Raw genomic sequence first — 22,618 nt, 5'->3', positions numbered from 1 at the left:
TTAATTTACTTTACACAATGTGTTTTCAAACTCTTCATAACTCACATTTTCATTGCGACAAACTTTAAAACAAACTTCATTAAATTTCTTTTCATCAATATTTGGATCATGATAACTAAATGCAACATCTCCAGCATAAGCACGTGCCAGATCTTGCACCACAATGTCAGCTTTACATCCATATAAAGTTGGACATGCCTCTAATGTTCCTTCGTAATACTCTTTACACTGAGACGGTTCGACATCCACCTTATTGGGTTTTTGCATCGACACATTTAAACCATTTTCATTCATTAGAAGAAAATATTGAAGTTTTCTAAATGGTTTTAAGTCAATCTCGAGTCCCGAATGATTGATACGAGCCAATTGATCTTTGTAAGAATTATGATCATCTGAGATTAACTCTGCATTACCAGCTTTGTCGATTTTGATAAAGCTATAGTTGACAGGCATATATGCGCCACTCCCCTTATGTGCAATCACTTCGATCAAATGATCTTTCGCAATAAATGCTCCCGTAAATACAGTCGATTCAACACTGGTCAGCAACTTACCTTTCACTAAAACACAATATCCAAAACATTGATCTTTGAATCTAGCCTGATCGCCTTTAAAATCATCAACAGGATGAAATTCAGCTCGCCATTTAAAATCACCAATTTTATTCGAGCTATAAGGTAATTTATCAACATCTGAATCTTGAGGATTTTGACTGTAATACTCAGACTTCAATAATCCTTGTTCATCAAACAGTGCTTCGATCGGTAACCACCCCTCATTTGGTCCTCGCATAACAACTTCTGCACTCGCCGCTTCAACTTTAGGTTCAATCTCAACAGATTCAATAACTGGTTCTGATACAGTTCCTATTTCTTTTTCAGGCTTTTCGAGCGTTGACTTCTGCTCAATTTTTTGAGTTTTCTGTTTAAAATAAAAATATGCCACTGTACCGATTGCACCAATGATTGCGCACAAAATGATGGCTATTCCCCATTTGTTAAAATTATTCTTTTTCATTTCTTATAATCTCGTTACTCATTAAAAAAGTCACTGTTAAGAGTGACTTTTAAACTATTTAAACTTGATAAAATTTACTTCACTTTGGTTTTACGAATCATTTTATATAACGTTGTCGGTGATAATCGAGATACCCAAACACCGAGCTTTTCTTTAGAACCACCCACCACGATGTATTCTTCCCCACGTTGCAAAGATTGCACCACCGTTTCGGCAAACTCATTGGCTTCTAGACCATTTTCAATGGCTTCATCCTGATGCCCTTGTGGCTTGCCGGCACCATTGAGTGCATTAAATGAAACATTGGTTTTGACAAATCCGGGGAATATCACCGATACGCCCACCCCTTGATCCGCAACTTCCGCACGTAGACTGTTCGCCCACATATGAATGGCAGCTTTTGCAGCAGAATAGGTCGCGCGGTATTGTGTCCCTAATAAGCCTGCAACACTTGAAACAAAAGCAATTCGACCAGACTTTTGTGCTAAAAATGTCGGTAAAACGGTTTTGGTTAAATAGACTTGCGAAAAATAATCTACTTCCATGATGGCACGTTCAGTTTGCATAGTCGTATCCGTAATCAATGCACGCTGACTCAATCCCGCATTATTGATTAGCCAGTCAATTCGACCTTTATGCGCAAGGACTTGTTCATAAGCATGGCGAACTTGTTCTTCATTGGTAATATCTGCACACACTGAAAGATGCTGATCTGGATGTAATAATGAAACCCGGACTTTTTCCAACTCTTCAAAACGACGTGCGGTCAAAATGACCTGCGCCCCTTGCAAAGCACATTCTTTTGCTAAAGCTTCACCCAAACCTGACGATGCCCCAGTAATCCATACCACTTTTCCGTTCAAATCATCACGTTTTGCCATTTTGACATCCTTTTAAATAACTAATTTATTCATTTATATGTATTTTATGCTTTACGTAGTACAGGCTCATTGTTCAAAAACACCATAAAATGGTCAAAATACTGACTCATTGACTGTGCATCATAAATTTTGCCGAGTTTATCAAAACGTTTATAACCGAGTTGCGTGGTGAGATTGATGACACCGGTTAAAGTTTTATCCACCACCATGTTAAATTTCAGCATTTTTTTCGGTTCTCGCACCAAATGCGTCACCCCGGCATCGACCACTTGTGTAAATGCCTTCAATGCGAGCGGCACATATTGATTCTGCCCTTCTTTCATTTGATTGACATAGGCAAGCAAGTCGGTGGCTAAAGAGGCATCGATCGGATAATGCATATAATGCTGACCATCTTCGCTGTAAAAACGTCCATATAAATAATTCACCATCGGTACAAGGCGGTCATTGCCAAAAAAAGACACCGACCACGGCATATATTTACGGGTCGTTTCACGTATTTGCTGAATAATTTTTTCGGATTCATTGTCTCCAGACTTATTCATGCGCGCCATTTGGCCAAAAACTTGATCTAAAATTTCACATGCAATATCCGCTAAATTATCCCCTAAGGCTTTGGACTGACTTTCTGTTTCACCTGCATTGAGTTTTTGATGAATCGTCTCAAAACGTTGATATGTCGTAGGTTGAATCTTTAAAGAAATAGAATAAGTCATTTGATATTGCTCCTTTTATCTTAGTTTTGGGATCAATGGATACTTCTTATCTTAGGTCCTATCATACGGACTCTTTTATTTACTGCCAAATCCTAAAAGTTAACATTCGCCCAACATCCCTAATTCACCATTTTTTTTGCTACAATAGATCTAATTTTTTATCCACTTTTGATCTGTTTAGACTATGACTGATTCAGCGCAAAATATTGCTACGACCTACGATCCGACCGAGATCGAAAAAAAATGGTACAAGACTTGGGAAGAGAGAGGCTACTTCAAGCCATCTCAAAAAGGTGATTCATTCTGTATTATGATTCCGCCACCAAACGTCACTGGTAGCTTGCATATGGGTCATGGTTTCAACAATGCCATTATGGATGCGTTGACTCGTTATAACCGCATGTCTGGCAAAAATACCCTTTGGCAGCCGGGTACCGACCATGCAGGTATCGCAACGCAAATGGTTGTTGAACGTCAATTGGGTGCTGAAGGCATTAGCCGTCACGACCTTGGCCGTGAAAAGTTCATCGAAAAAGTGTGGGAATGGAAAGAACAATCTGGCGGGAACATTACCCGTCAAATTCGTCGTCTAGGCTCATCTGTAGACTGGTCACGTGAACGCTTCACCATGGATGAAGGTCTTTCAAATGCCGTGAAAGAAGTATTTGTTAAGCTACATGAAGAAGGTTTGATTTACCGTGGTAAACGCCTTGTAAACTGGGACCCTAAACTACAAACTGCCCTTTCTGACTTAGAAGTTGAGTCTGATAAAGAAGAAGCAGGTTCACTTTGGCACTTCAAATATTTCTTTGAAGACAAATCAATCCGCACCCACGATGGTAAAGACCACATCGTTGTGGCGACCACTCGTCCTGAAACATTACTCGGTGATACAGCGGTTGCGGTTGCGCTTGATGATGAACGCTATGCGGCGCTTGTAGGTAAAAACATTATCCTACCTATTACAGGCCGTGCTGTTCCAATCGTTAAAGATGAATATGTAGACAAAGAATTTGGTACAGGCTGTGTAAAAATCACTCCTGCGCACGACTTCAATGACTATGAAGTGGGCAAACGCTGTGAACTTCCAATCATCAACATCTTCAACAAAAATGCTGAAGTGTTGGCTGAGTTTGAATATATCGCGAAAGCTGGCGAGCAAATTTCTAAAACCATCCCTGCACCTGCGGAATATGTGGGCTTAGATCGTTTTGAAGCACGTAAAAAATTAGTTGAACAAGCTGAAGCTGAAGGCTGGTTAGAGCAAATCCAACCGTATACGCTTAAACCACCTCGCGGTGACCGTTCAGGCGTGATCGTTGAGCCTCTACTTACTGACCAATGGTATGTGAAAATTGCCCCTCTTGCTGAGCCTGCAATTAAAGCGGTTAAAGATGGCGAGATTAAATTTGTACCTGAGCAATACAGCAACATGTACATGGCTTGGATGAACAACATCCAAGACTGGTGTATCTCGCGTCAATTGTGGTGGGGTCACCGTATTCCTGCTTGGTACGATGTAGATGGTAATGTTTATGTAGGTCGTGACGAAGCTGAAGTTCGTGCGAAAAACAATATCCCTGCCGATGTTCAATTAGACCAAGACGAAGACGTACTCGATACATGGTTCTCATCAGGTCTTTGGACATTCTCAACCTTAGGTTGGACTGGCGATGAAGCCAAAGATAAAGAAAACTATTTCTTAAATACTTTCCACCCGACTGATGTACTTGTGACTGGTTTTGACATCATCTTCTTTTGGGTTGCCCGTATGATCATGATGACCATGCACTTCATGAAAAATGAAGATGGTACACCGCAAGTTCCATTTAAAACTGTGTATGTACATGGTTTGGTGCGTGATGGCGAAGGTCAGAAAATGTCGAAGTCTAAGGGCAACGTGCTTGACCCATTAGACTTGATTGATGGTGTTGATCTTGAAACGCTAGTACAAAAACGTACAACAGGTTTGATGAACCCGAAACAAGCAGCGAAGATTGAAAAATCTACCCGTAAAGAATTCCCTGAAGGCATTCAATCTTACGGTACAGATGCGGTTCGTTTCACATTCTGTGCGCTTGCCAACACAGGTCGTGACATCAAGTTCGACATGAAGCGTGTTGAAGGCTACCGTAACTTCGCGAACAAAATCTGGAACGCAACCCGTTTCGTGATGATGAACTGCGAAGAACAAGTGATTGGTCAAGAAGTTCGTCAAGACCTTTGGGAATTGCCTGAACAGTGGATTGTAAGCCGTCTACAAAAAGCAGAACAAGCAGTGCAAACAGCATTTGCAACGTATCGTTTAGACTTGGCTGCACAAGCGATTTACGAGTTCATTTGGAATGAATACTGTGACTGGTATGTCGAGCTGACTAAGCCTGTTCTGAATGATGAAAATATCTCGGTAGAACGTAAAGCTGAAATCCGCCGTGTTCTTCTTGCTGTGATGGAAGCGTCTTTACGTTTGGCTCATCCGTTAATGCCTTACTTAACAGAAGAAATCTGGCAAACCCTTGCGCCGAAGCTGAACATTTCGGGCGAAACGATTATGTTGGCGCAGTACCCTGTTGCTGACCAAGCGTTAGTGAATGAACAAGCTGAAGCAGATATGCAATGGCTGCAAGGTTTGATTGGTGCGGTACGTAACATTCGTGGTGAGATGGGCTTAGGTAATGCTCGCTTGTTGCCTGTTCTACTTCAAAACACGACGGATGCGGAAAAAGCTCAAATCGCTCGTATTGAACCATTGTTCAAAGCATTGGCAAAAGTTGAAAGCATTACTTTCCTTGCAGATGCTGAACAACCACCATTGTCTTCTTCATCTGTTGTAGGTCATGTATCAGTATTTGTTCCAATGAAAGGTTTAATTGACCCGAAAGCGGAATTGGGTCGTCTACAAAAAGACTTAGACAAGGTTCAAAAGCAGCATGACCAAATTGCGACTAAACTTGGCAATGAAGGTTTTGTGGCGAAAGCACCTGCTGCTGTGGTTGAAGGCGAAAAAGTAAAACTTGCTGAATTTGCTGATCAGTTAGTGAAGATTAAAGCGAATATGGAGCAGATTGCGGCGCTTTGATTTCTTTTTAAATATTTAACAAATAAGATAAAATCCCTTCATTTTTGAGGGGATTTTTATGCAAACAATAATAGGGCATCATATTTTCTTAATTACATTAGGAATAATCTTATTTTTTACAGTAAATTTTATAGGTAAATATTCAAAAGGATTTGGGTATGCAGAAATTAAATTTGATATTCATAGTGATGAACTCGTAGGGTTTAATTTTATTCTCAGGATACTTACCCCCGTAGTCTTTACCATCCTTGTTTCTTCAGTAATTTTTTACTTCAAATATGACTGTTTAGTAACTAACATCTACTTATTAGTAGTATACAGTTTTGCATTTCGAGCTGTTTGGAATTTAGTACATAACCGTACTAAGTTAATAAATTGGTATGCACAAATTGGATATGCGACCATCGCAATATTAGCCACATATTTAGCTTATAAATATTTAATTTTACCGAAAACACCACTTTTCCCTGATTTAGAGACCGTTGCTAATGAACTATGGATTATAATTTTTTTGTTTTTATATAAGATCTTTAATGAAGTGAAATTTGAACCTAAATTCAAGAAAAAAAGAGTTGATAGTTATATTGAAAACCGTTTGTCATTATTTAAGAGTAAATATGAAGGTATCATTGATCAATCCATTGATGAAGAGCTAAAAAATTTTAAAAATAAAGCGAATATCTATCTAATTGATCAAGAAAAGCTAGAGGATTATAAGTTTTTAAGACATTCTTTACTAAAGCCTTTTGATAACATTTTTAAAATTTTTATAAAAAATTTAATTTTTTCTATTATGATTAATGAAGATTTTAATAGACCATTTGCTTTTAGAAAACTAGAAAATTTTTTATGTAAAATTTCAGGTAAAAGTTATACACAAGGTATTATGCAAGTTTCATCGCAGATTCCTTTATCGGATGAGGAAAGCATCAAACTAGCAATTCATAGAATTTTTGAGGATGCTTATAACTGCTTTCTTGAAGAAGATGTTTATCTATCAGAGCACCAATTAGTCATTCATATTGGGCGAAACTATAATCCATGTGATGATTATATTAGCTCAGTTGAAGATATATATAACATTGTCAAATGTGAACAATCTGGAGAGCTACAAATTTTTATTAATGACCATACATTAATAGGTTTAGATGCATCATTTAATCTTGAATAATTACCCTCACCCTAGCCCTCTCCCCGAGGGAGAGGGAATTTTTCATTCTTGATTTACTTTCAGCTCAAGACATAAATTCCACAAATCCTCCAACACCACATCCGTCCTCCCCAACACATCATAATTCCAATATCGTACAACAGTTAAACCCAAAGCCTCTAAAAACTTAGTTCGCTCAGCATCGTATTCAATCGCATCATTCGTTCCATGCTGACTACCATCCAACTCAATCACTAAACCAATTTCATGACAGTAAAAATCCACAATATAAAGTTTGATCACATGCTGACGGCGGAATTTCAGGTTCATAAAACGTTTGGCACGTAGAATTTGCCACATGAGGTTTTCAGCATCGGTGGCTGTGTGGCGCATGTTTTTGGCAAACTCTAATAATACAGGGTCTATTTTCATTTTTATTTCCCTCTCCCTAGCCCTCTCCCATAGGGAGAGGGAACATTCATTGTGAATCTAATTTTTATTATGAAATTTCAGCCCCACTAATACATCCAAATTTATAACTTAAATTTGATATGTAATGGATTTCCCCTCTCCTTTCAGGAGAGGGTTAGGGAGAGGTGATTTTATAAAACCCCATTCCCCAACAACACTTCCAACCCTTTCACCTTCTCCATATATTTCAGCCGTTCTTTTTCCCACTTCACTTGCTCTTTCAGCACTGCAACATCGCCATCAATCACCTTATACACATCTTTCACCTGCATATTTTTCGGCTTCGGCTTTTCGCTCCAGTGAAAACTATCCGTAATGTCATCTATCTGACTGGCTAGGCGTTGGCTTTGAGCCTCTAAAGCCGTTTTATAAAACTTTAAATGTTCATCAGTTAAAGCTTTAGGGCTTTTGCCTTTATTGGTTTCAAGCTGTAATTGCAGCTTTAATAAATAAAACAAATCCTGTGCTTCATGGGCTTGGTTCACCACTTGCAGCAACTCGGTTTTTTCCGCTTTTTTAGTTTCATCAGGTTCACGGTCTGGGTGAATCATGGCGGTGATTTTTAAATACACGGTTTTCAGGGATTGGTTCACTAACTTTTCAGCTTGTTCACGTTTTTGCACTAAGCGTTTACGCTGATGTTCTTCTTTCTCGCGTTGATACTGTTCGCTGTCCCACTCTTCAAAAGACTCATTTTGTTCTGTAGTTTCTTGTTCAACATCAAAATGACCTTCTACTTTGCTCTGTTCAGTTTGGGTCAACTTAGCTTTTTTATTCGGCTTTTGATTATGTGCATGATGCTGCTGATAAAAAACATCAACCTCTGCAACCTTTTCAAGTTCGGCAGTATTTAAGTAGTTGGATTTTTTTAGCTGCTTTGCCAATTTGGTGAGTTTGGCATCAAGCTGTGCTAAATCTGCTTTGGCAAAGTCTTCTTGTTGTATGTGCAGCCAAAGTTGCTCAAGCTGACGAAAGTACACCGCATGCAAATCACGATAGATCGGCACAAGTTTCAGCTGGATATAACTCTGAATTTCACTTTTGGCATTTTGCCAAAGATCTAAATCCAGCTTTTGCTGTTCGATTTGCTCAATCAGTTTATTCAGCTTTTTATGCTGTGGGGATAAAGCTTCAACACTCGGGAGTAAACTGACTTTTAACTCAAATGACATAAGCAAATTTAACGCAAAAAGAAAATTATAGCCGATCTAAGCACTAAACTTATGAGCCCTTTGCCTAACTCAAAAATCACGTTTTATTAATTAACGCTCAAACCGTTGTAAATATTGACTCAGCTCTTCCCGAACAACCACCTCATGTCCTGCATGACTTCGACTTTGTTCCAAGAGATGTTCTGAGTCGATCACTGCCACGCGATGACCATCCGCAATTAAACGGTCTACACCTTCAAAGAGCATTCGGACACCAACATCGTGTATCCAAGAAATATTAGTCAGATCTAAAACAATATGGTTATTCGCGACAGGTTCATTCTGCAATAGTCGCTGCCTCATTACAGATGAAGCGCTGTTGAACACATTTTTGTACCCACGCCACTAAGCCATGATCAAAATGAATATTCTGTTGCTCAGTCTGAAAGACGAGCTGGTCTAATCTGAGCTGAAATTGTAATTGCTGCATAACTATCGTTTAAATTATTTAATCTTCTGCCAAGTTTAACTCACGAAAGCTGCGTACTTGGTTACGACCTTGTTGCTTTGCCATGTACAGCGCTTGATCGGCCATACGCGTGACCACAGCAGACGGTGTCCCCTCAATCGCAGTTGCTACACCGAAACTTGCACTAATCTTCAACATTTGATGGTTGGCTATCATAGTTTCAGCTTCAGAAATGGCCAATCGACAGCGTTCAGCGACCTCTATCGCCTGCTCTAAACTCTGATTTTTTAAAATTAAAATAAATTCTTCACCGCCATAACGTCCAACCACATCTTGTACACGAGTATTGTCATTTAAAATTTGAGCAACACGTTGTAAAACGGCATCTCCTGCATCATGTCCATATTGGTCATTGATCAGTTTAAAATGGTCGAGATCAAGTAAAACCACTGCAAATTCAGGCTGTGTCTGTTTGCTGAGCCTATCAAGTTCATGACTGACATAACGACGGTTAAACACATTGGTCAGGCCATCGACACGGCTGAGGACTTCCATCTTTTGTTCACGGTGTCGCCACTGTAAAAGCAAAATCTGAAAAAACACCGCACTGACGATCAATATAGGTAAATACAACTCCGCCATACTCATAAGCCAAAAGGCATTGTCGTAAAACTCACTCTGTTTTAAAGCTGGGCTGAAAATCGGTGCATATTCTAGATGGTCAATCGAAGTTTGATAGCAAATGTAGCCAATAAATAGTGTGATCGGAAATGTGATACTGAGCATAATCGCAGGACGATAAAAAACTAAACCGACCATCAGCAGATTGACCGTCCCCGCCATGGTGGCAGGACTATAGATCCCGATCATATAGCCACCATAGATCATGCCGATCCCAAACAGGACGGGCGCAAAATAGCTAAAAAACAGTCTGAAATTTAAATATTTTTTGAAATAAAGACTGAGTACTGCCAATACGCCATAACTGAGTAGGACTATACAAGCGACGATGATCCTGAACTTGAGTTCACTCGGATTAAACCAAATCCGATTGGTCGAATAATAAAAATTCATGATGCACCACTTCAACACGCTAACTTGACTCAGCATGCCAAAGATGAGAAGTAAACGCCCTTTATCGTAGTCAGACCAATTGATGATGAGATAGTCTGACTCAAACAAAAGATGCTTCAATTTACGCCATTGTACGCCCCATTTCGTACAGACAGCATTGCCCCAATTTTTCCCCATTAATCTTCTTTTTTATTTTATTATTTCGCTAGTTATACAAGGTTTTAACTTCAAAAAGAAAGCCTATTTTCACAGTTAAAAGTGCAACCTTTGAAGCCTTTAAACTTCACTTACACCACTATTCAAATTACTTTTCCGCTATTTTTTTAGCTCATTTGGTCACTTTTATCTTTTTTGAAATAGTACAGTTTATTATTCTAAACGCTCGGTGAATAAGATCCCGTTCAGATGATCGACCTCATGTTGTACGATCCGTGCAGGAAAGCCATTCAGGGTTTTCTCTTTGACTTCACCTTGAAGGGTCAAATATCGCACGTGAATTTGCTCGGCTCTCGGGACTTGTCCTCGTGCATTCGGCACACTTAAGCAGCCTTCTTCACCCAAAACCGTGGTCGTAGATCGAGATGTAATCACTGGATTGACCATCACGATCGCCTCCATTTCAGGCGCATCGGGATAGCGTAAATTTGCACGTGAAGCCACGATAATTACCCGCTTAGAAACATAAATTTGCGGTGCGGCAATGCCTACGCCTTGACGCTCAAGCATAGTGGCATGAAGTGTTTCACTTAGTGCAGTTAACCATGCAGAACCTATTTCAGATGCTTGCACCTCTGCGGCAGTGAGCGTCAAAATCGCTTCTCCACGCTGCGCAACAGCAGCAATATGACTCATGTATTTATCCTTTTTTAAGTCTAGCAAGCTTAAATTATTTAACTGATGTTACGCACGTAAAAGTAATTACGCATTTTTAAAATGATATTTAAGTTTATTCGACGAAGTCTTACATCTAGGATTTAAATAAAGGGATTAGCCTTCGGCTGGAGGTACTTTTGTTTCGGCAAAAGTACCCAAAACCATTGTCATCCGCAAAACTCGTTCACTAGTATCAAATTATTCAAAGTATCGCAAAAACATTTTTGATTAGAAGGAGTCCTGTCTCAAACACTTGCGGATGACGTTACCACTTATCATTCTTTCATTTGAATCAAATTACGCTTCTGATGTTACTGCGTAACATCAGTTATTTAAAAAAAAAACAACCATGCAATATGCATTATTATCGGTTCTGAGTATAAAACAACGGCATGCTATGGCTTTGAATCTTTTATGGTTTATATAGAGCACAAAGTAAAATAGCAGATCACACCGCCCTATACTATTGATATTTATCATTTATATTCCAAGATTTAACGCCATCCATCACCAATCATTCTTTAAGTTAATGCGACTTTATCTATATTATTTTGTTCTTAATTCACGATATTTTCATAACTATAAGTTTTTAATAAGGCAACAAAGTTTGATTATTCAATAAAAATTTGAATCACTAAAATCCTCAAATGCTATTTGCTGCTGGAAAATATTTGCATGGAAGCTCAGCCACGCCTGACTCGTCAAGATAAACGTACCCTCGGGCTGTCATCCCTCGGTGGCGCACTCGAGTTTTATGACTTTGTCATTTATGTATTTTACGCCAAAATTATTTCGGAACTGTTTTTCCCCACTGGACTCAGTCCATTTTGGGCGATGCTGAATACTTACGGTATTTTTGCAGCCGGATATTTTTTCCGCCCGTTGGGTGGTGTGGTGATGGCGCATTTTGGCGATTTGATTGGTCGTAAGCGTTTATTTAGTTTGTCTATTTTACTCATGGCTCTACCTACACTGATGATCGGTGTGATGCCGACTTTTGAAAGTATTGGCTATGCAGCACCACTCCTGCTTCTACTGATGCGTGTGATTCAAGGCATCGCGATTGGTGGTGAAATCCCAGCGGCATGGACTTTTGTTTCAGAGCATGTGCCTGAGCAAAAAATTGGTATCGCCAATGGCCTACTCACTGCTGGCTTATCTTTGGGTATCTTATTGGGCGCACTGATGTCTTTGTTTATTTCATTACAATTTACAGAGTCAGAAATCCATGATTGGGCATGGCGGATTCCATTTATTTTAGGCGGGATCTTTGGCTTTGTTGCGCTCTATCTCCGCAGTTATTTAAAAGAAACGCCTGTATTTAAAGCCATGCAAGAAAAGAAACAATTGGCTAAAGAGCTTCCAGTGAAACAAGTACTGCAACAGCACAAAACAGGCGTTGTGATTGGTATGCTGTTTACATGGTTCTTAACTGGCTGCGTTGTTGTGCTGATTTTAGCGATGCCAAATTTACTCACGGGCGCCTTTGGTTTTGAACGTGCCGATGCCTTTAAAATGCAAAGTGCCGCTATTGTGATGCAAATGGTCGGTTGTATCTTGGCAGGTCTTTTGGCAGATCGCTTCGGTGCGAGTAAAGTGATGCTGTTCGGTTCACTCCTTGTCGCAATAATCGCGGGCGTGTTCTATAACAGCTTGGGCCATGTGGCAGCATCGACCGTGTTTGCGCTCTATATGCTGCTCGGTTTGGCATCAGGCACGGTTGGTATGGTGTCTTATAGTATGGTGAAAATGTTCCCTGCACAGATTCGTTTCTCGGGCATTTCATTTTCATACAATTTGGCCTATGCCATCGCGGGTGGTATCACCTTGCCATTGGTTCAATGGTTGAGTTTATACAGCAACATTGGCGCCATGTATTATATATGGAGCGTCTGTTTGGTGACCTTCTTTACTGCGATGCTCTATCGTCAACGTTTTGAAAAAACTTCGCACTAAAAATAAAAAAGCGGTCAATGACCGCTTTTTTTAACTTGCTTTCAAATCAATTCAGGCTTTTAAATTTTTACGTAATTCATCTTCTACAATTTCAATCTCAAGCTGACTAAAACGACGAATTTCACCTTCTGCATGTTTTTCAAGTAATCCACCAATCAGTGGAACTTTGACTTTCACCGTCCAGTCCAAATTGAAACTCACTTGTGTTGCATCACCACTGACACTTCGTTTACAACTGGCTTCGAGCGGTAGGTTCGGATCTAGTTTGACATCTGACGTTAACGCCGCCAAATTACTAATATCTGTACGTTTTAAGCGAAACGCATCTTTTAAAAATTTCTTGGCAATATCTGGAATATTTACATCAAGGTTATACGCACGTTTTAAGGTATACATATCGCCTGTTTTCTTTGATTCTAAAATTTCTAGATTTTCACCCGGTATGCGTTTGCACACCGCTTCATGCAAGCTAATATCTGCGGCTAGTCGTTTAAAATCTTCAATTGAAACGCCATGAATAGTGGCATTGACGGTAAATTGATGTGCCATTCTCGTAATCCTTCAGGTCAATATAGGTTTTATTGTTTTATTTCGCCCAGTCTACAGTTGCTAAAACTGTGCTTTGGATTAAATCGGAAAGCGTTATGGCTGTCATTGACCTGAAACCAAACTGAAAAAACAGAATTGCCATACTGCAACTCATTGGACTCTGCCTTAAAGGACTTTTTGATAGATTTGCCCATGCTGATCTTTAAACTCGAGCTGAAATTCCCAGCCCGCATCGATTTTTAAATACATCCCTGCATAAGACAACTTTGTGCACCAATGACCAAAGTCGAGGCTAAAAATATCAAAGCTAGCTTGTTCAGGCAGCTGTTGTATTGGTTTTGCATGTATTAAAGCGCTAGGTTCAAAAGACGTGCAGTGCGAGCCATAATCATGAAAAAGTTCGAAACATAGCTGATTAACTGATGTTATGCAGTAACCATCAAAGCGCAATTTACTTCAAATAAAAGAACGATACGCGGTAAGGTCATCCGCAAGTGTTTGAGACAGGACTACTTCTAATCAAAAATGTTTTTGCGATGCTTTGAATAATTTGACGGTAGTGAACGAGTTTTGTCGGTGAGGTGCATTGCACCGCAAGATGGTTTCTTTACGAAGCACGCTTCTCATTTTGCCGAATGAGAAACAATGTTCCGTAAGAGTACCTCCAGCCGAAGGCTAATCCCTTTATTCAATCTTTAGATGTAAGACTCCGTCGAATAGACTTAAAAATCATTTTAAAAGTGCATAAGTACTTTTACGTGCGTAACATCAGTTGTTAATTTAAGATCATGCTATGCACCATACCATCTCGATCACGGTGTACCAATTTGATTGCTTGTGAATAATCGATCAAGACGCTTTGGTGTTTATAACTGATTTGGATACCATATTCATCTGCACCATCATCCAAACCGCTGATGCTACATTGCGTCCCTTGTGGAAATGCCTTGAGCCATTCAGCGTTATACACATCTGCTATTTGCTCAAACTGAAAAAAGCTCGCCTTTTGCTGCAGTAGAACCGTAGCTTGTCGGTCAAAACGCAGTTGCTGCTCAAGTTGAAAGTCGATAATCATGACTCTGCACGCTCTTTACTTATTCATCGGGATCGGATCATCGGCTATTAAAATCAAGCTTCGCAGACACCCAATTTTGCTTATAAATTCACAGAGGATTTTATGACATGTCTTAGACTCAAATGAACACAGCCACATTTCTTAAGGCATAAAAAAGGCACTTCTCATCGGGGTGAAGCCCGATTATGAAATGCCCTTTATGGTTACAAAGTAAATATATTTTTATAAATTGTCAAATTGGGAATGAAAAAAACATCTGTGGGCTAAATGGATAAAGCTTTCATCGCCTGTTGCTGCTGTTTATTTTTGACTTGTGTCCATTGCCACCAACCAAATGCCGCCAAGCCCACAAAACCTGCATACAACGCCGCAGTGAGATACAGGTCTTTGTATATAAACATACCCACATAGATAATATCGACAAATACCCAAAGCACCCAAGTAGCAATATGTTTCCGGCTGGTCCAATACGTTGCGAGTAAGCTAAACGCGGCCAATTGTGCATCCAAAATTGGTACGGCTGCATCGGTAAAATAGTGCAGGCTTAAACCAAAAATCAAACCGCCCACCGCAGCTAAGAGCATTTGAAAGATCACAATTTTGGTCGCAATAGGTTCAATACGAATGTCGTGGTCTTGTTGTTTGCCCTTCAACCAGTGATAAAAACCGTAGAAGTTCACCACCACAAAGAAAAACTGCAAAATGGTTTCGCCATAAAGTTTGTAGGTATAAAACAAGTAGGCATACAGCAAAAAAGCTGCAAAGTTAAACCACCAACACCACATATTTCGCTTTATGGTTAAAGTCACCCCGATTAAGCTAATAATGACTGCAAATATTTCTAAGTTCGACATGGTTGATTGGGCCTTAAAAAAGCTGCTGCTATTATGGAAAAAATCGGCCCAAAGGCAAGCTATATCCTGCATTATTTCATATCAACTCTGTAAATTTTAAATCAAACCATTCAGCCAACTTACTTTGATTTTGATGTTTTGAACGCATCAGTTTTGACAGTTTTCTAACAATCGTTTAAAAACTTAGTTATGCCTAAAGAATAATCAGAAGGAATCATTAAAATGTCAGAACAACAAGGTCGTGTAAGTCGAGAAATTCGTGGTCATCTTTATTTAATCGGTTTGGACCGTGCAGATAAACGAAATGCGTTTGACAGTCATTTAATTCATGACCTTTCACTGGCGCTCACTGAATATGAAGATGATCCAAATTTACGCTGTGCGGTGATTTTTGCTCATGGCGATCATTTTACTGCGGGTCTAGATCTGGTCGAACTACAACCCAAACTTGGCAGCGGGCTGTTTAATTTTCCTGATCAGCAAATTAATCCGTGGGGAACCAACTCACGACAACGAAAAAAACCAGTTGTGGTCGCGGTACAAGGGTTCTGTTTTACAGCGGGTATTGAACTCATGCTGAATGCCGATATCGTGATCGCACAGCGTCACACGGAGTTTGCTCAAATGGAAGTGCAACGTGGCATTCTTCCCTTTGGTGGCGCAACAGTTCGCTTTGTGCAAGCAGCGGGTTGGAATAAAGCCATGCGCTATTTACTCACAGGTGAACGTTTCAATGCGCAAACGGCATATGACATGAACTTGGTGACTGAAATCACCGACCAAGCGCCCTTATCTCGTGCAATTGAACTTGCAGAACAAATTGCACAGGCTGCACCACTGGCGGTTCAGGCAACACTCGCTGCAGCACAGCAAGGGGTGCATTTGGGAGCCGATGCTGCCTTTGCTCAATTGGATCAGCACTTACAACCACTACTAAAAACACAAGATGTACAAGAAGGTGTGATGGCCATGCTACAACGTCGCGCAGCCAATTTTCAGGGCAAATAACCCTTTATTTAAAGTGAGTAAACCCTTTACGTCCTGCCTATCAAGAGAAAAATTATGTCAACGGATTTAGAACCAGCAGCGCAAGAAATACATAGTACACCCGTGAGTTTCCCTGCAACCGATGGTTATACGCTTTCAGGCGTTGAATATCGGCCTAATACTGCCGCTAAGGCCAATATTATTATTTCAAGTGCGACAGGTGTACCTCAACAATTTTACCGTCGTTTTGCCGAGTATGCCGCAGGACTCGGTTATCAAGTACTTACTTTTGATTATCGTGGTATTGGACGTTCTGCACCGTCAAAACTTAAAGGCTTTAAGATGTCCTACCTCGACTGGGGACGTTATGACCTTTCTGGTGCCATAGCTTATATGCAACAACACGGTCAGGAAACTTTTCTAGTGGGACACTCCTATGGCGGTCAAGCATTAGGCCTCACCTCAAATCATGATCAGATACGTGCCATGTATTGTTTTGGCACTGGCGCAGGTTGGCATGGCTATATGCCCTTTAAAGAAAAAATGAAAGTTCATGTGATGTGGAATATCGTTTTTCCGCCGATGGTTGCCGTCAAAGGGTATTTGCCTTGGAGCAAACTCAATATGGGCGCTGACCTTCCTGTCGATGTCTATAAACAATGGCGCCGTTGGTGTAAAAACCCAACCTATTTCTTTGCCGATCCTGAGCTGAGTGAGCTATCTCAACAATATGCTGCAGTTCAAACGCCGATTTATGCGGTCGCTGCACTTGATGATGACTGGGCATTACCCAATTCACGACATGCTTTTATGCAACATTATGCGCAAGCGTCAATGCACTATATCAATATTGAAGCGCAAGATTACGGCCTAAAACAGATTGGTCATATGGGATATTTCCGCAAAGGTGCTGAACCCTTATGGCAGGAAGTGATAGGAAGGTTTGATGAACTATTAGTCGCCTAGAGCAATTTACTCCATAGACATCACATTGATTTATTCGGATAGAGAGTTACATGCGTCCACGGAAAAACACCTCAGAACATCTATTGTTACAGTCAGCACACGCCTTTAAACGCTATGGCTATATGGGCTGTAGCATGGGGAAATTGGCTGAAGCCTGTGGACTTTCAAAAGCTGCTTTTTATTATGACTATCCGAATAAAGACGCTCTACTGATGGAAATTTTAAACCTGACACACGTGAAGTTAAAGCACAGTATTTTTCAGCAATTACAGCAATCCACTGCATCACCTCAACAGACTTACCCGCACATCCATCAACTGGCCATCCAGTTTTTTAGCCAAGGTGGATTAGGTTGTTTGGTCGGGATTTTAAGTATGGAACGGCAACATTTGCCTACCGAGATTTTTGCAAAATTACAGTCCATCTTTCACGAGTGGCAACTTGCCTTTGAAGTGTTTTTTCAGCGATGCATGAGCATCGAACATGCCGCTCAACTTGCCAAAGTCAGCTTGGCGGATTATGAAGGCGCGATTTTAATGGCCCGAATAACCGATGATTTGAGTTATCTCGATTTAGTCCAAGATCGCATTTTGCTTCAACTTGCGGAGTCTTGATAGCGATATTCAATTTTATGTTCTTCGCCAAAACGGTCGACATGTGTATAAAACTCACCGTATCGGCCTAAATAATACTCGAGCGATTGATTGTAAAAACTCCAATAAATCGACCATTCATTCAGATCTAATTGGCGAATTTGAGTTTTACAATTGACTGGCATGCGACGTAAAAAAACTTCTTGTAACTGTTCGGCCGCCTGTAGCGAATCTAATTTGTATTGTTGTTGAAAGAAAATTTCCGCAATATCATCAAAAAGTTGCTGTTCATATTCATCAACTTCAATGACCTGATCGACTTGGCGTATAGCATCATCATTCGATGCTAAAGAGATACTTTTCGATTTTTTTGGTGCTTGGTAACGCGTATATTTTTGACGATATTTTTCTGTTTTTATTATTTTTTTGACCACGATTCCTGCTGCAGACAACGCAATCAGAATACACATCACAATGAGAAAATTAACCATAATAACAACCTACTGCCGATGACGCGCATACACATCATTAATCACCGAATATTTTTATGGACTAATATAACGCACAATAACGTTTAAAATTCATACAAAATTATTTTAAAGCTGAAATCTTGCCTATTTTCTTTGCTAATTTATTTCAAACTATTACACCTGCTGAAATCATTGAGTATGTATACATTTCTAAAAAATCTATTATTACTTTAAAAACAGTATAGTTAGATGCATTTATGTCGTTATTTATCCGTATTTAACGATTAATTTATAAATATACATTTGTAAATTTTGCAACAATTTTGAAATAAAAACCCAACCCAACAGCGCAATGGCAGCAAAAAAACATAAAACGCAACAAGAAACCTCTTTAAGCACATGGCGATATCTTCTGAAATGACAGGCTGTTGGAGTTTTCTATAAAAAGAAAAAATTATGATACGCGAAGCACAAATCCAGGACATACCCGAAATTATTAACGTGATTCACAACAGCATTCGTTCATGTATCCAGGACCATCAACGTAATGAAAGTGTGATTCAAACTTGGCTTGAGGAGGCAAATCAATCAAATATCTTAATGTGGATGCTTTACAACGATAGTTGGGTCTACGTCAGTGACAATCGAGTGGTCGGCTTTATTTTAGTCAGTGATCAGGGACAAATTTTACTGAACTATATCTGCCCTGAATGTCAGTACCAAGGCATTGGTAAGGCGTTATTGTTAAACATGATTCACTGTGTCCGGAAAAAGAATATTACCGAGATCAGTCTAGAAAGTACCCATACGGCACTCGCCTTTTACCAAAAATATGGCTTTGTCACACATCAGGATTTTGAGCCTGCCGATGTTCCGCTCAAATTGGTTAAACAGCTCTGTTAGTAGAGAAATAAAGTTCATAGAAGGATAGATTTTCAAACAGCATGAATTTGAGAGATGAATTTAAATGAGTATTGGCAATGGTACTAACAATAGCACCGCAAAGTTTTAACCGTTTACAACTGTGTATCAAGGCTTAAGTTGATCGCGTCCTGCCTGTTTAGCCATATATAAATAATGGTCTGCATGCTTCATTAAGGCTTCGATACTGTCGAAGTCATTCTGCTTATCCATCCATGCCATGCCCAAACTCAGTGTGACGTAATTTTTGTCATCACCCCGATTAACATGTTCAAGTTGTTCATTACGCATGGCTTCGAGTACCAATTGCAATTGCTCTTGGGCAATCGCATACGGAACATCATGCATCAATATGGCAAACTCTTCTCCCCCGTAGCGAGCCACATAGGCTGAACTTGGTAGGGTATTTTGCATGGTTTTCACGATCTGCTGTAACACCTCATCGCCTTTGAGATGTCCATAGTGGTCATTATAATTTTTAAAATAATCGACATCTAACATGGCAAAGACCAATGTTCGGTGACTATGAAAACGGACTTCCGAATATAAGCGTTGAATTTCAGCATTCAATGCACGACGGTTAAATGCCCCTGTTAAGGCATCAATACGAATTTGTAGCTCTAATTTTTTATTCAGCTCGTGAAGCTGTAAGGTGCGCTCTTTAACTTTCTGATCGAGTGAACTGTTTAGCTCAAGCAAACTATTATTCAACTGCTCGGTATGCATCGACTGCTGTGCATAATGGTGCGATTGCTGAAACATGATCAACAAGGCATACAAACTGGTTGAAATGAACGATAAATTGACTGAATCAATCAAATTCATCATCAGCAAGAAGTCGTTTAAAAAAGTAATGCACAGGAAAATAACCGCGATTAAATTTAATTTTGAATACGGTTCTTTCTTTTTCAGTGTTAAGTAAAAACCATACGCAAAATTACTCAGAACAACGATCACATAGGCAAAGCTGTAGGTTGCCAAAGGCTGAAAAATTTCAGGCGTCGAAACAAAAGTCACTGAAATATTCAACGACAACAGCAACATCGCGATCTGATAATTTAAGGTAAATAAATAGCGACGACTGAGCAAGTGGATATAACTTAAAAAGAAAATCGATGCCAAATAGGTAAATAAGTATTCTAATCGCGTGCCCCACAACCAATTGATATCGGTAAAAGTGGTATAGGCATAAGGTGCTGAAAATAAATTATGGAGTGCTAAAAAGACAATAAATAAGCCAAACACCAAGTTACTTCGGCTATTGCGACCGCGTAAACCTCGGAAAACAGAAAATAGGATCGTAAATAGTCCCACACCCAAGACGGCGCCCGACACCATCCCAATACTCATCATTTGTTGTTGGAATTGGCGGTTTACTGTCTTGGCGATACCAATACGCATTGGGTTTTCAAACCCGCCATGCATACTGTTAAAACTTGAAGCCTGAATGGTTAAAGTGAAATATTCATCTTGTGCCACAAAATAGGCAATTCGCGGTGCATTCTCCGTTTTTTGTTCTGCTTCAGTACGCCCAACTTCTCCCAAACGAACGATCACATCACCATTTAAAAATACCCGATACGCACCGTACTGATTTGGAATCAAGACCGCGATACGTCGGCCAATAAATTGTTTGGGAATTTGGAAATGTCCAGTAAATGTCCCAAAACCTTTACTGTCCCCTGTAATATCTTTAAATGAAGCAGGCAGATAGACCGTTTGACCGACTAGAACCGAACTCGGAGACGTTAAAAATTGATTTGGATAAAACAACCATTTGCCTTGTAAGAGGCTACTGGTGTCTTCCGTGAAGTAGATTTGGTTAACTTCGTTTTGATGTTTTAAATAAAACGATTTAGGAGCAGTTTCATACTGTGCTTGAGCAGTCGATACAGTGAGTGCCAATGTAAAAATAATAAAGGTAAGAACCCAGAACAATCTGGTGCAAGGCAACTGTAAAGACAACGGCTTTGATTCCTGCGTTTATACTCGAGCAATTATTCTAATCTACGGTAAAAGACAAAAATAACAACTACTATTTTATCAAATTGATCAATAACTTCCATGTCACTGATCTAAAACAGTCGCTGTATTAATCGCGCGTTTTTACATCATACAATTCAATCTCAAAAATAAGATTTGAATTGGCAGGAATCACATTGCCCATTTTACGCTCACCATAAGCCAAATGTGATGGCACGATTAACTTACGTTTACCACCGACTTTCATCCCCATGATGCCCTGATCCCATCCTTTAATTACACGGCCTGTACCAATCACTGTTTCAAAATAATTACCACGATCCAGTGATGAATCAAATTTAGTACCGTCTTCTAACCAGCCTGTATAGTGAGTTGTAATCAAAGCGCCTTTAACCGCTTCTTTACCTTCACCTACCACTAAGTCAATAATTTCTAATTCCGTGCTCATGCTCTCAACCTCAAATGCCGCAATCTAAATAAAGCACTATTATAAACAGAATCAGTCTGAACATGATGCCCTTGAACACTTTGAACGTTCATTGAATGAAGACGTTTATGCGGTAAGAACAACGCTATTTACAATGATAATAAAGAGGATTCATCCATGAGCATTACATAAATTGAGGCCTGAAAATTTTCCCAAATTAGATTTTTATGATGGTTTTAGATCGACTGAGTTTCAAATCAACTTTTAAATCAACAGAATAGTATTCACTAAAAAATTGTTATATATAAGGATGCAAGCCTAAACTCACATCCATCGTGATGAGTTAAATCACATCAGGCGCTTATTGCAATTGTGTCCATTCAATCACAGCTTGAGCTTTATCACCTATCAAAGTCCATTCGCCATCCATTACGTTTAATTGTAAAGACATGGTTCGTTCGCATAACTCTTGAATGGCAGCTGTACTCGCTTCAGATAATTGCCAAATTTCAACATTCTTCAGGGTTTTCAGTTTGCTGTTGCGTTTATACCATTCGTCTACTGAAGAACCATAGGTAATCACAGCAACGTGTGGGCAACGAGCACTGGCTTTTTTGACTTTATCTTCGTCAGGACAACCGACTTCAATCCATTTCACCAATTGACCTGTTAAATCTTTTTCCCACAACGCCGGTTCGTCTGTTTCAAAAAGATCTTTGGTAAATTCTAATGCTTCATCTGCATAGCGTGCATATGCCAAGACCCGTACCATCAAACGCTCAATCGTTTCAGAAGGATGCAAAGCCATCGTCAATTGATAATCACCATATTGGTGTACATCCATATTGGCAATGTTCAAATCTGCTTTATAAATTGTAGCTTTTAGCGCCATGTGAAAGTCCTCAAATTTGGCGCCTAGCATATAAGATTTAGCAAGCTTTTGCTGCGCTGATTTA

Annotated in this window: 23 protein-coding genes; 7 read left to right on the top strand and 16 right to left on the bottom strand. The window is 39.7% G+C overall.

What is annotated here, in order from left to right:
- The 3 genes from AC4CU0_RS04210 to AC4CU0_RS04200 form a co-directional block, all read right to left on the bottom strand.
- Positions 1-1,017, bottom strand: a complete 1,017-nt coding sequence (locus tag AC4CU0_RS04210; RefSeq protein ID WP_490742530.1) for a hypothetical protein — start codon at positions 1,015-1,017, stop codon at positions 1-3.
- Between the two features lie 74 nt (positions 1,018-1,091).
- The gene (locus AC4CU0_RS04205) at positions 1,092-1,898 is read right to left on the bottom strand and encodes an SDR family oxidoreductase (RefSeq protein ID WP_078191399.1); all 807 of its coding nucleotides are present in this window, start codon (positions 1,896-1,898) and stop codon (positions 1,092-1,094) included.
- Positions 1,899-1,942: 44 nt separating this feature from the next.
- Positions 1,943-2,614, bottom strand: a complete 672-nt coding sequence (locus AC4CU0_RS04200) for a hypothetical protein (protein WP_078192215.1) — start codon at positions 2,612-2,614, stop codon at positions 1,943-1,945.
- Positions 2,615-2,798: 184 nt separating this feature from the next.
- Between AC4CU0_RS04200 and AC4CU0_RS04195 the strand changes: the two genes are divergently transcribed.
- Both AC4CU0_RS04195 and AC4CU0_RS04190 read left to right on the top strand, forming a co-directional pair.
- On the top strand, positions 2,799-5,693 hold the full coding sequence (locus AC4CU0_RS04195; RefSeq protein WP_490742529.1) for a valine--tRNA ligase: 2,895 nt from the start codon (positions 2,799-2,801) through the stop codon (positions 5,691-5,693).
- A gap of 58 nt (positions 5,694-5,751) precedes the next feature.
- Entirely contained in the window at positions 5,752-6,864 is a 1,113-nt protein-coding gene (locus tag AC4CU0_RS04190) for a hypothetical protein (RefSeq protein WP_120363799.1), read from the top strand.
- Positions 6,865-6,906: 42 nt separating this feature from the next.
- Here the strand turns inward: AC4CU0_RS04190 and AC4CU0_RS04185 are convergent, their stop codons facing one another.
- The 6 genes from AC4CU0_RS04185 to def all read right to left on the bottom strand — a co-directional run bounded on the left by AC4CU0_RS04185 (position 6,907) and on the right by def (position 10,860).
- A complete protein-coding gene (locus AC4CU0_RS04185) occupies positions 6,907-7,275 on the bottom strand; it encodes an endonuclease domain-containing protein (protein WP_180007560.1) in 369 nt (122 codons plus the stop codon).
- Positions 7,276-7,445: 170 nt separating this feature from the next.
- A complete protein-coding gene (locus AC4CU0_RS04180) occupies positions 7,446-8,486 on the bottom strand; it encodes a molecular chaperone DnaJ (RefSeq protein ID WP_490742528.1) in 1,041 nt (346 codons plus the stop codon).
- A gap of 90 nt (positions 8,487-8,576) precedes the next feature.
- Positions 8,577-8,813 (bottom strand): hypothetical protein, encoded by a 237-nt coding sequence (locus AC4CU0_RS04175; protein ID WP_490742527.1) that lies wholly within the window; start codon positions 8,811-8,813, stop codon positions 8,577-8,579.
- Positions 8,803-8,955 (bottom strand): hypothetical protein, encoded by a 153-nt coding sequence (locus tag AC4CU0_RS04170; RefSeq protein WP_490742526.1) that lies wholly within the window; start codon positions 8,953-8,955, stop codon positions 8,803-8,805. Before AC4CU0_RS04170 ends, AC4CU0_RS04175 begins: the two co-directional genes overlap by 11 nt.
- Positions 8,956-8,973: 18 nt before the next feature.
- A complete protein-coding gene (locus AC4CU0_RS04165; protein WP_490742525.1) occupies positions 8,974-10,185 on the bottom strand; it encodes a GGDEF domain-containing protein in 1,212 nt (403 codons plus the stop codon).
- Between the two features lie 192 nt (positions 10,186-10,377).
- Positions 10,378-10,860 carry a peptide deformylase gene (def, locus tag AC4CU0_RS04160; RefSeq protein WP_180025816.1) on the bottom strand — a complete coding sequence of 161 codons (483 nt, stop codon included), beginning with the start codon at positions 10,858-10,860 and terminating at the stop codon, positions 10,378-10,380.
- 696 nt (positions 10,861-11,556) lie between these two features.
- On the opposite strand from def, the gene AC4CU0_RS04155 reads away from it, so the two are divergent.
- A complete protein-coding gene (locus AC4CU0_RS04155) occupies positions 11,557-12,837 on the top strand; it encodes an MFS transporter (RefSeq protein WP_490742524.1) in 1,281 nt (426 codons plus the stop codon).
- 51 nt (positions 12,838-12,888) lie between these two features.
- Here AC4CU0_RS04155 and AC4CU0_RS04150 read toward each other — a convergent pair whose 3' ends face one another.
- The 3 genes from AC4CU0_RS04150 to pnuC form a co-directional block, all read right to left on the bottom strand.
- Positions 12,889-13,386 (bottom strand): DUF2505 family protein, encoded by a 498-nt coding sequence (locus AC4CU0_RS04150; protein WP_180005318.1) that lies wholly within the window; start codon positions 13,384-13,386, stop codon positions 12,889-12,891.
- A 775-nt stretch (positions 13,387-14,161) separates the two neighbouring features.
- The gene (locus AC4CU0_RS04145; RefSeq protein ID WP_490742523.1) at positions 14,162-14,461 is read right to left on the bottom strand and encodes a hypothetical protein; all 300 of its coding nucleotides are present in this window, start codon (positions 14,459-14,461) and stop codon (positions 14,162-14,164) included.
- A 263-nt stretch (positions 14,462-14,724) separates the two neighbouring features.
- A complete protein-coding gene (pnuC, locus tag AC4CU0_RS04140; RefSeq protein ID WP_111885562.1) occupies positions 14,725-15,315 on the bottom strand; it encodes a nicotinamide riboside transporter PnuC in 591 nt (196 codons plus the stop codon).
- 222 nt (positions 15,316-15,537) lie between these two features.
- Between pnuC and AC4CU0_RS04135 the strand changes: the two genes are divergently transcribed.
- Genes AC4CU0_RS04135 through AC4CU0_RS04125 form a run of 3 tightly spaced genes read left to right on the top strand, consistent with a single transcriptional unit; the run spans position 15,538 to position 17,882 of the window.
- Positions 15,538-16,323 carry a crotonase/enoyl-CoA hydratase family protein gene (locus tag AC4CU0_RS04135; protein WP_180007551.1) on the top strand — a complete coding sequence of 262 codons (786 nt, stop codon included), beginning with the start codon at positions 15,538-15,540 and terminating at the stop codon, positions 16,321-16,323.
- 54 nt (positions 16,324-16,377) lie between these two features.
- Entirely contained in the window at positions 16,378-17,268 is an 891-nt protein-coding gene (locus tag AC4CU0_RS04130; RefSeq protein WP_490742522.1) for an alpha/beta hydrolase family protein, read from the top strand.
- Positions 17,269-17,318: 50 nt separating this feature from the next.
- Entirely contained in the window at positions 17,319-17,882 is a 564-nt protein-coding gene (locus tag AC4CU0_RS04125; RefSeq protein ID WP_490742521.1) for a TetR/AcrR family transcriptional regulator, read from the top strand.
- Here the strand turns inward: AC4CU0_RS04125 and AC4CU0_RS04120 are convergent.
- Positions 17,864-18,352 carry a hypothetical protein gene (locus AC4CU0_RS04120; RefSeq protein WP_180074120.1) on the bottom strand — a complete coding sequence of 163 codons (489 nt, stop codon included), beginning with the start codon at positions 18,350-18,352 and terminating at the stop codon, positions 17,864-17,866. The two genes, AC4CU0_RS04125 and AC4CU0_RS04120, sit on opposite strands and share 19 nt — an antisense overlap.
- A 435-nt stretch (positions 18,353-18,787) precedes the next feature.
- Between AC4CU0_RS04120 and AC4CU0_RS04115 the strand changes: the two genes are divergently transcribed.
- Positions 18,788-19,234, top strand: a complete 447-nt coding sequence (locus AC4CU0_RS04115) for a GNAT family N-acetyltransferase (RefSeq protein WP_490742520.1) — start codon at positions 18,788-18,790, stop codon at positions 19,232-19,234.
- Between the two features lie 126 nt (positions 19,235-19,360).
- On the opposite strand, the gene AC4CU0_RS04110 is transcribed toward AC4CU0_RS04115, so the two are convergent.
- From AC4CU0_RS04110 to AC4CU0_RS04100, 3 genes are all read right to left on the bottom strand, one after another.
- Positions 19,361-21,157, bottom strand: coding sequence for a sensor domain-containing diguanylate cyclase (locus AC4CU0_RS04110; protein WP_490743458.1), 1,797 nt, complete (start codon positions 21,155-21,157; stop codon positions 19,361-19,363).
- A gap of 187 nt (positions 21,158-21,344) precedes the next feature.
- Positions 21,345-21,683 (bottom strand): FKBP-type peptidyl-prolyl cis-trans isomerase, encoded by a 339-nt coding sequence (locus AC4CU0_RS04105; protein ID WP_078191421.1) that lies wholly within the window; start codon positions 21,681-21,683, stop codon positions 21,345-21,347.
- A 340-nt stretch (positions 21,684-22,023) separates the two neighbouring features.
- Positions 22,024-22,554 carry a YaeQ family protein gene (locus AC4CU0_RS04100; RefSeq protein WP_078191423.1) on the bottom strand — a complete coding sequence of 177 codons (531 nt, stop codon included), beginning with the start codon at positions 22,552-22,554 and terminating at the stop codon, positions 22,024-22,026.
- Positions 22,555-22,618 lie beyond the last annotated feature (64 nt).

This window comes from Acinetobacter sp. LipI_15, assembly GCF_058242865.1.
This window is presented reverse-complemented; position numbering and strand designations above follow the sequence as displayed.

What these genes read in the sequence shown, in the direction of transcription:
- AC4CU0_RS04115 (WP_490742520.1), top strand. Translation starts at nt 18,788, where the DNA reads ATGATACGCGAAGCACAAATCCAGGACATACCCGAAATTATTAACGTG.
- AC4CU0_RS04190 (WP_120363799.1), top strand. Translation starts at nt 5,752, where the DNA reads ATGCAAACAATAATAGGGCATCATATTTTCTTAATTACATTAGGAATA.
- AC4CU0_RS04125 (WP_490742521.1), top strand. Translation starts at nt 17,319, where the DNA reads ATGCGTCCACGGAAAAACACCTCAGAACATCTATTGTTACAGTCAGCA.
- AC4CU0_RS04180 (WP_490742528.1), bottom strand. Translation starts at nt 8,486, where the DNA reads ATGTCATTTGAGTTAAAAGTCAGTTTACTCCCGAGTGTTGAAGCTTTA.
- AC4CU0_RS04145 (WP_490742523.1), bottom strand. Translation starts at nt 14,461, where the DNA reads ATGATTATCGACTTTCAACTTGAGCAGCAACTGCGTTTTGACCGACAA.
- AC4CU0_RS04155 (WP_490742524.1), top strand. Translation starts at nt 11,557, where the DNA reads ATGGAAGCTCAGCCACGCCTGACTCGTCAAGATAAACGTACCCTCGGG.
- AC4CU0_RS04195 (WP_490742529.1), top strand. Translation starts at nt 2,799, where the DNA reads ATGACTGATTCAGCGCAAAATATTGCTACGACCTACGATCCGACCGAG.
- AC4CU0_RS04185 (WP_180007560.1), bottom strand. Translation starts at nt 7,275, where the DNA reads ATGAAAATAGACCCTGTATTATTAGAGTTTGCCAAAAACATGCGCCAC.
- AC4CU0_RS04100 (WP_078191423.1), bottom strand. Translation starts at nt 22,554, where the DNA reads ATGGCGCTAAAAGCTACAATTTATAAAGCAGATTTGAACATTGCCAAT.
- AC4CU0_RS04120 (WP_180074120.1), bottom strand. Translation starts at nt 18,352, where the DNA reads ATGGTTAATTTTCTCATTGTGATGTGTATTCTGATTGCGTTGTCTGCA.
- AC4CU0_RS04135 (WP_180007551.1), top strand. Translation starts at nt 15,538, where the DNA reads ATGTCAGAACAACAAGGTCGTGTAAGTCGAGAAATTCGTGGTCATCTT.
- AC4CU0_RS04210 (WP_490742530.1), bottom strand. Translation starts at nt 1,017, where the DNA reads ATGAAAAAGAATAATTTTAACAAATGGGGAATAGCCATCATTTTGTGC.
- AC4CU0_RS04105 (WP_078191421.1), bottom strand. Translation starts at nt 21,683, where the DNA reads ATGAGCACGGAATTAGAAATTATTGACTTAGTGGTAGGTGAAGGTAAA.
- AC4CU0_RS04130 (WP_490742522.1), top strand. Translation starts at nt 16,378, where the DNA reads ATGTCAACGGATTTAGAACCAGCAGCGCAAGAAATACATAGTACACCC.
- pnuC (WP_111885562.1), bottom strand. Translation starts at nt 15,315, where the DNA reads ATGTCGAACTTAGAAATATTTGCAGTCATTATTAGCTTAATCGGGGTG.
- AC4CU0_RS04150 (WP_180005318.1), bottom strand. Translation starts at nt 13,386, where the DNA reads ATGGCACATCAATTTACCGTCAATGCCACTATTCATGGCGTTTCAATT.
- AC4CU0_RS04170 (WP_490742526.1), bottom strand. Translation starts at nt 8,955, where the DNA reads ATGCAGCAATTACAATTTCAGCTCAGATTAGACCAGCTCGTCTTTCAG.
- AC4CU0_RS04165 (WP_490742525.1), bottom strand. Translation starts at nt 10,185, where the DNA reads ATGGGGAAAAATTGGGGCAATGCTGTCTGTACGAAATGGGGCGTACAA.
- AC4CU0_RS04200 (WP_078192215.1), bottom strand. Translation starts at nt 2,614, where the DNA reads ATGACTTATTCTATTTCTTTAAAGATTCAACCTACGACATATCAACGT.
- def (WP_180025816.1), bottom strand. Translation starts at nt 10,860, where the DNA reads ATGAGTCATATTGCTGCTGTTGCGCAGCGTGGAGAAGCGATTTTGACG.
- AC4CU0_RS04205 (WP_078191399.1), bottom strand. Translation starts at nt 1,898, where the DNA reads ATGGCAAAACGTGATGATTTGAACGGAAAAGTGGTATGGATTACTGGG.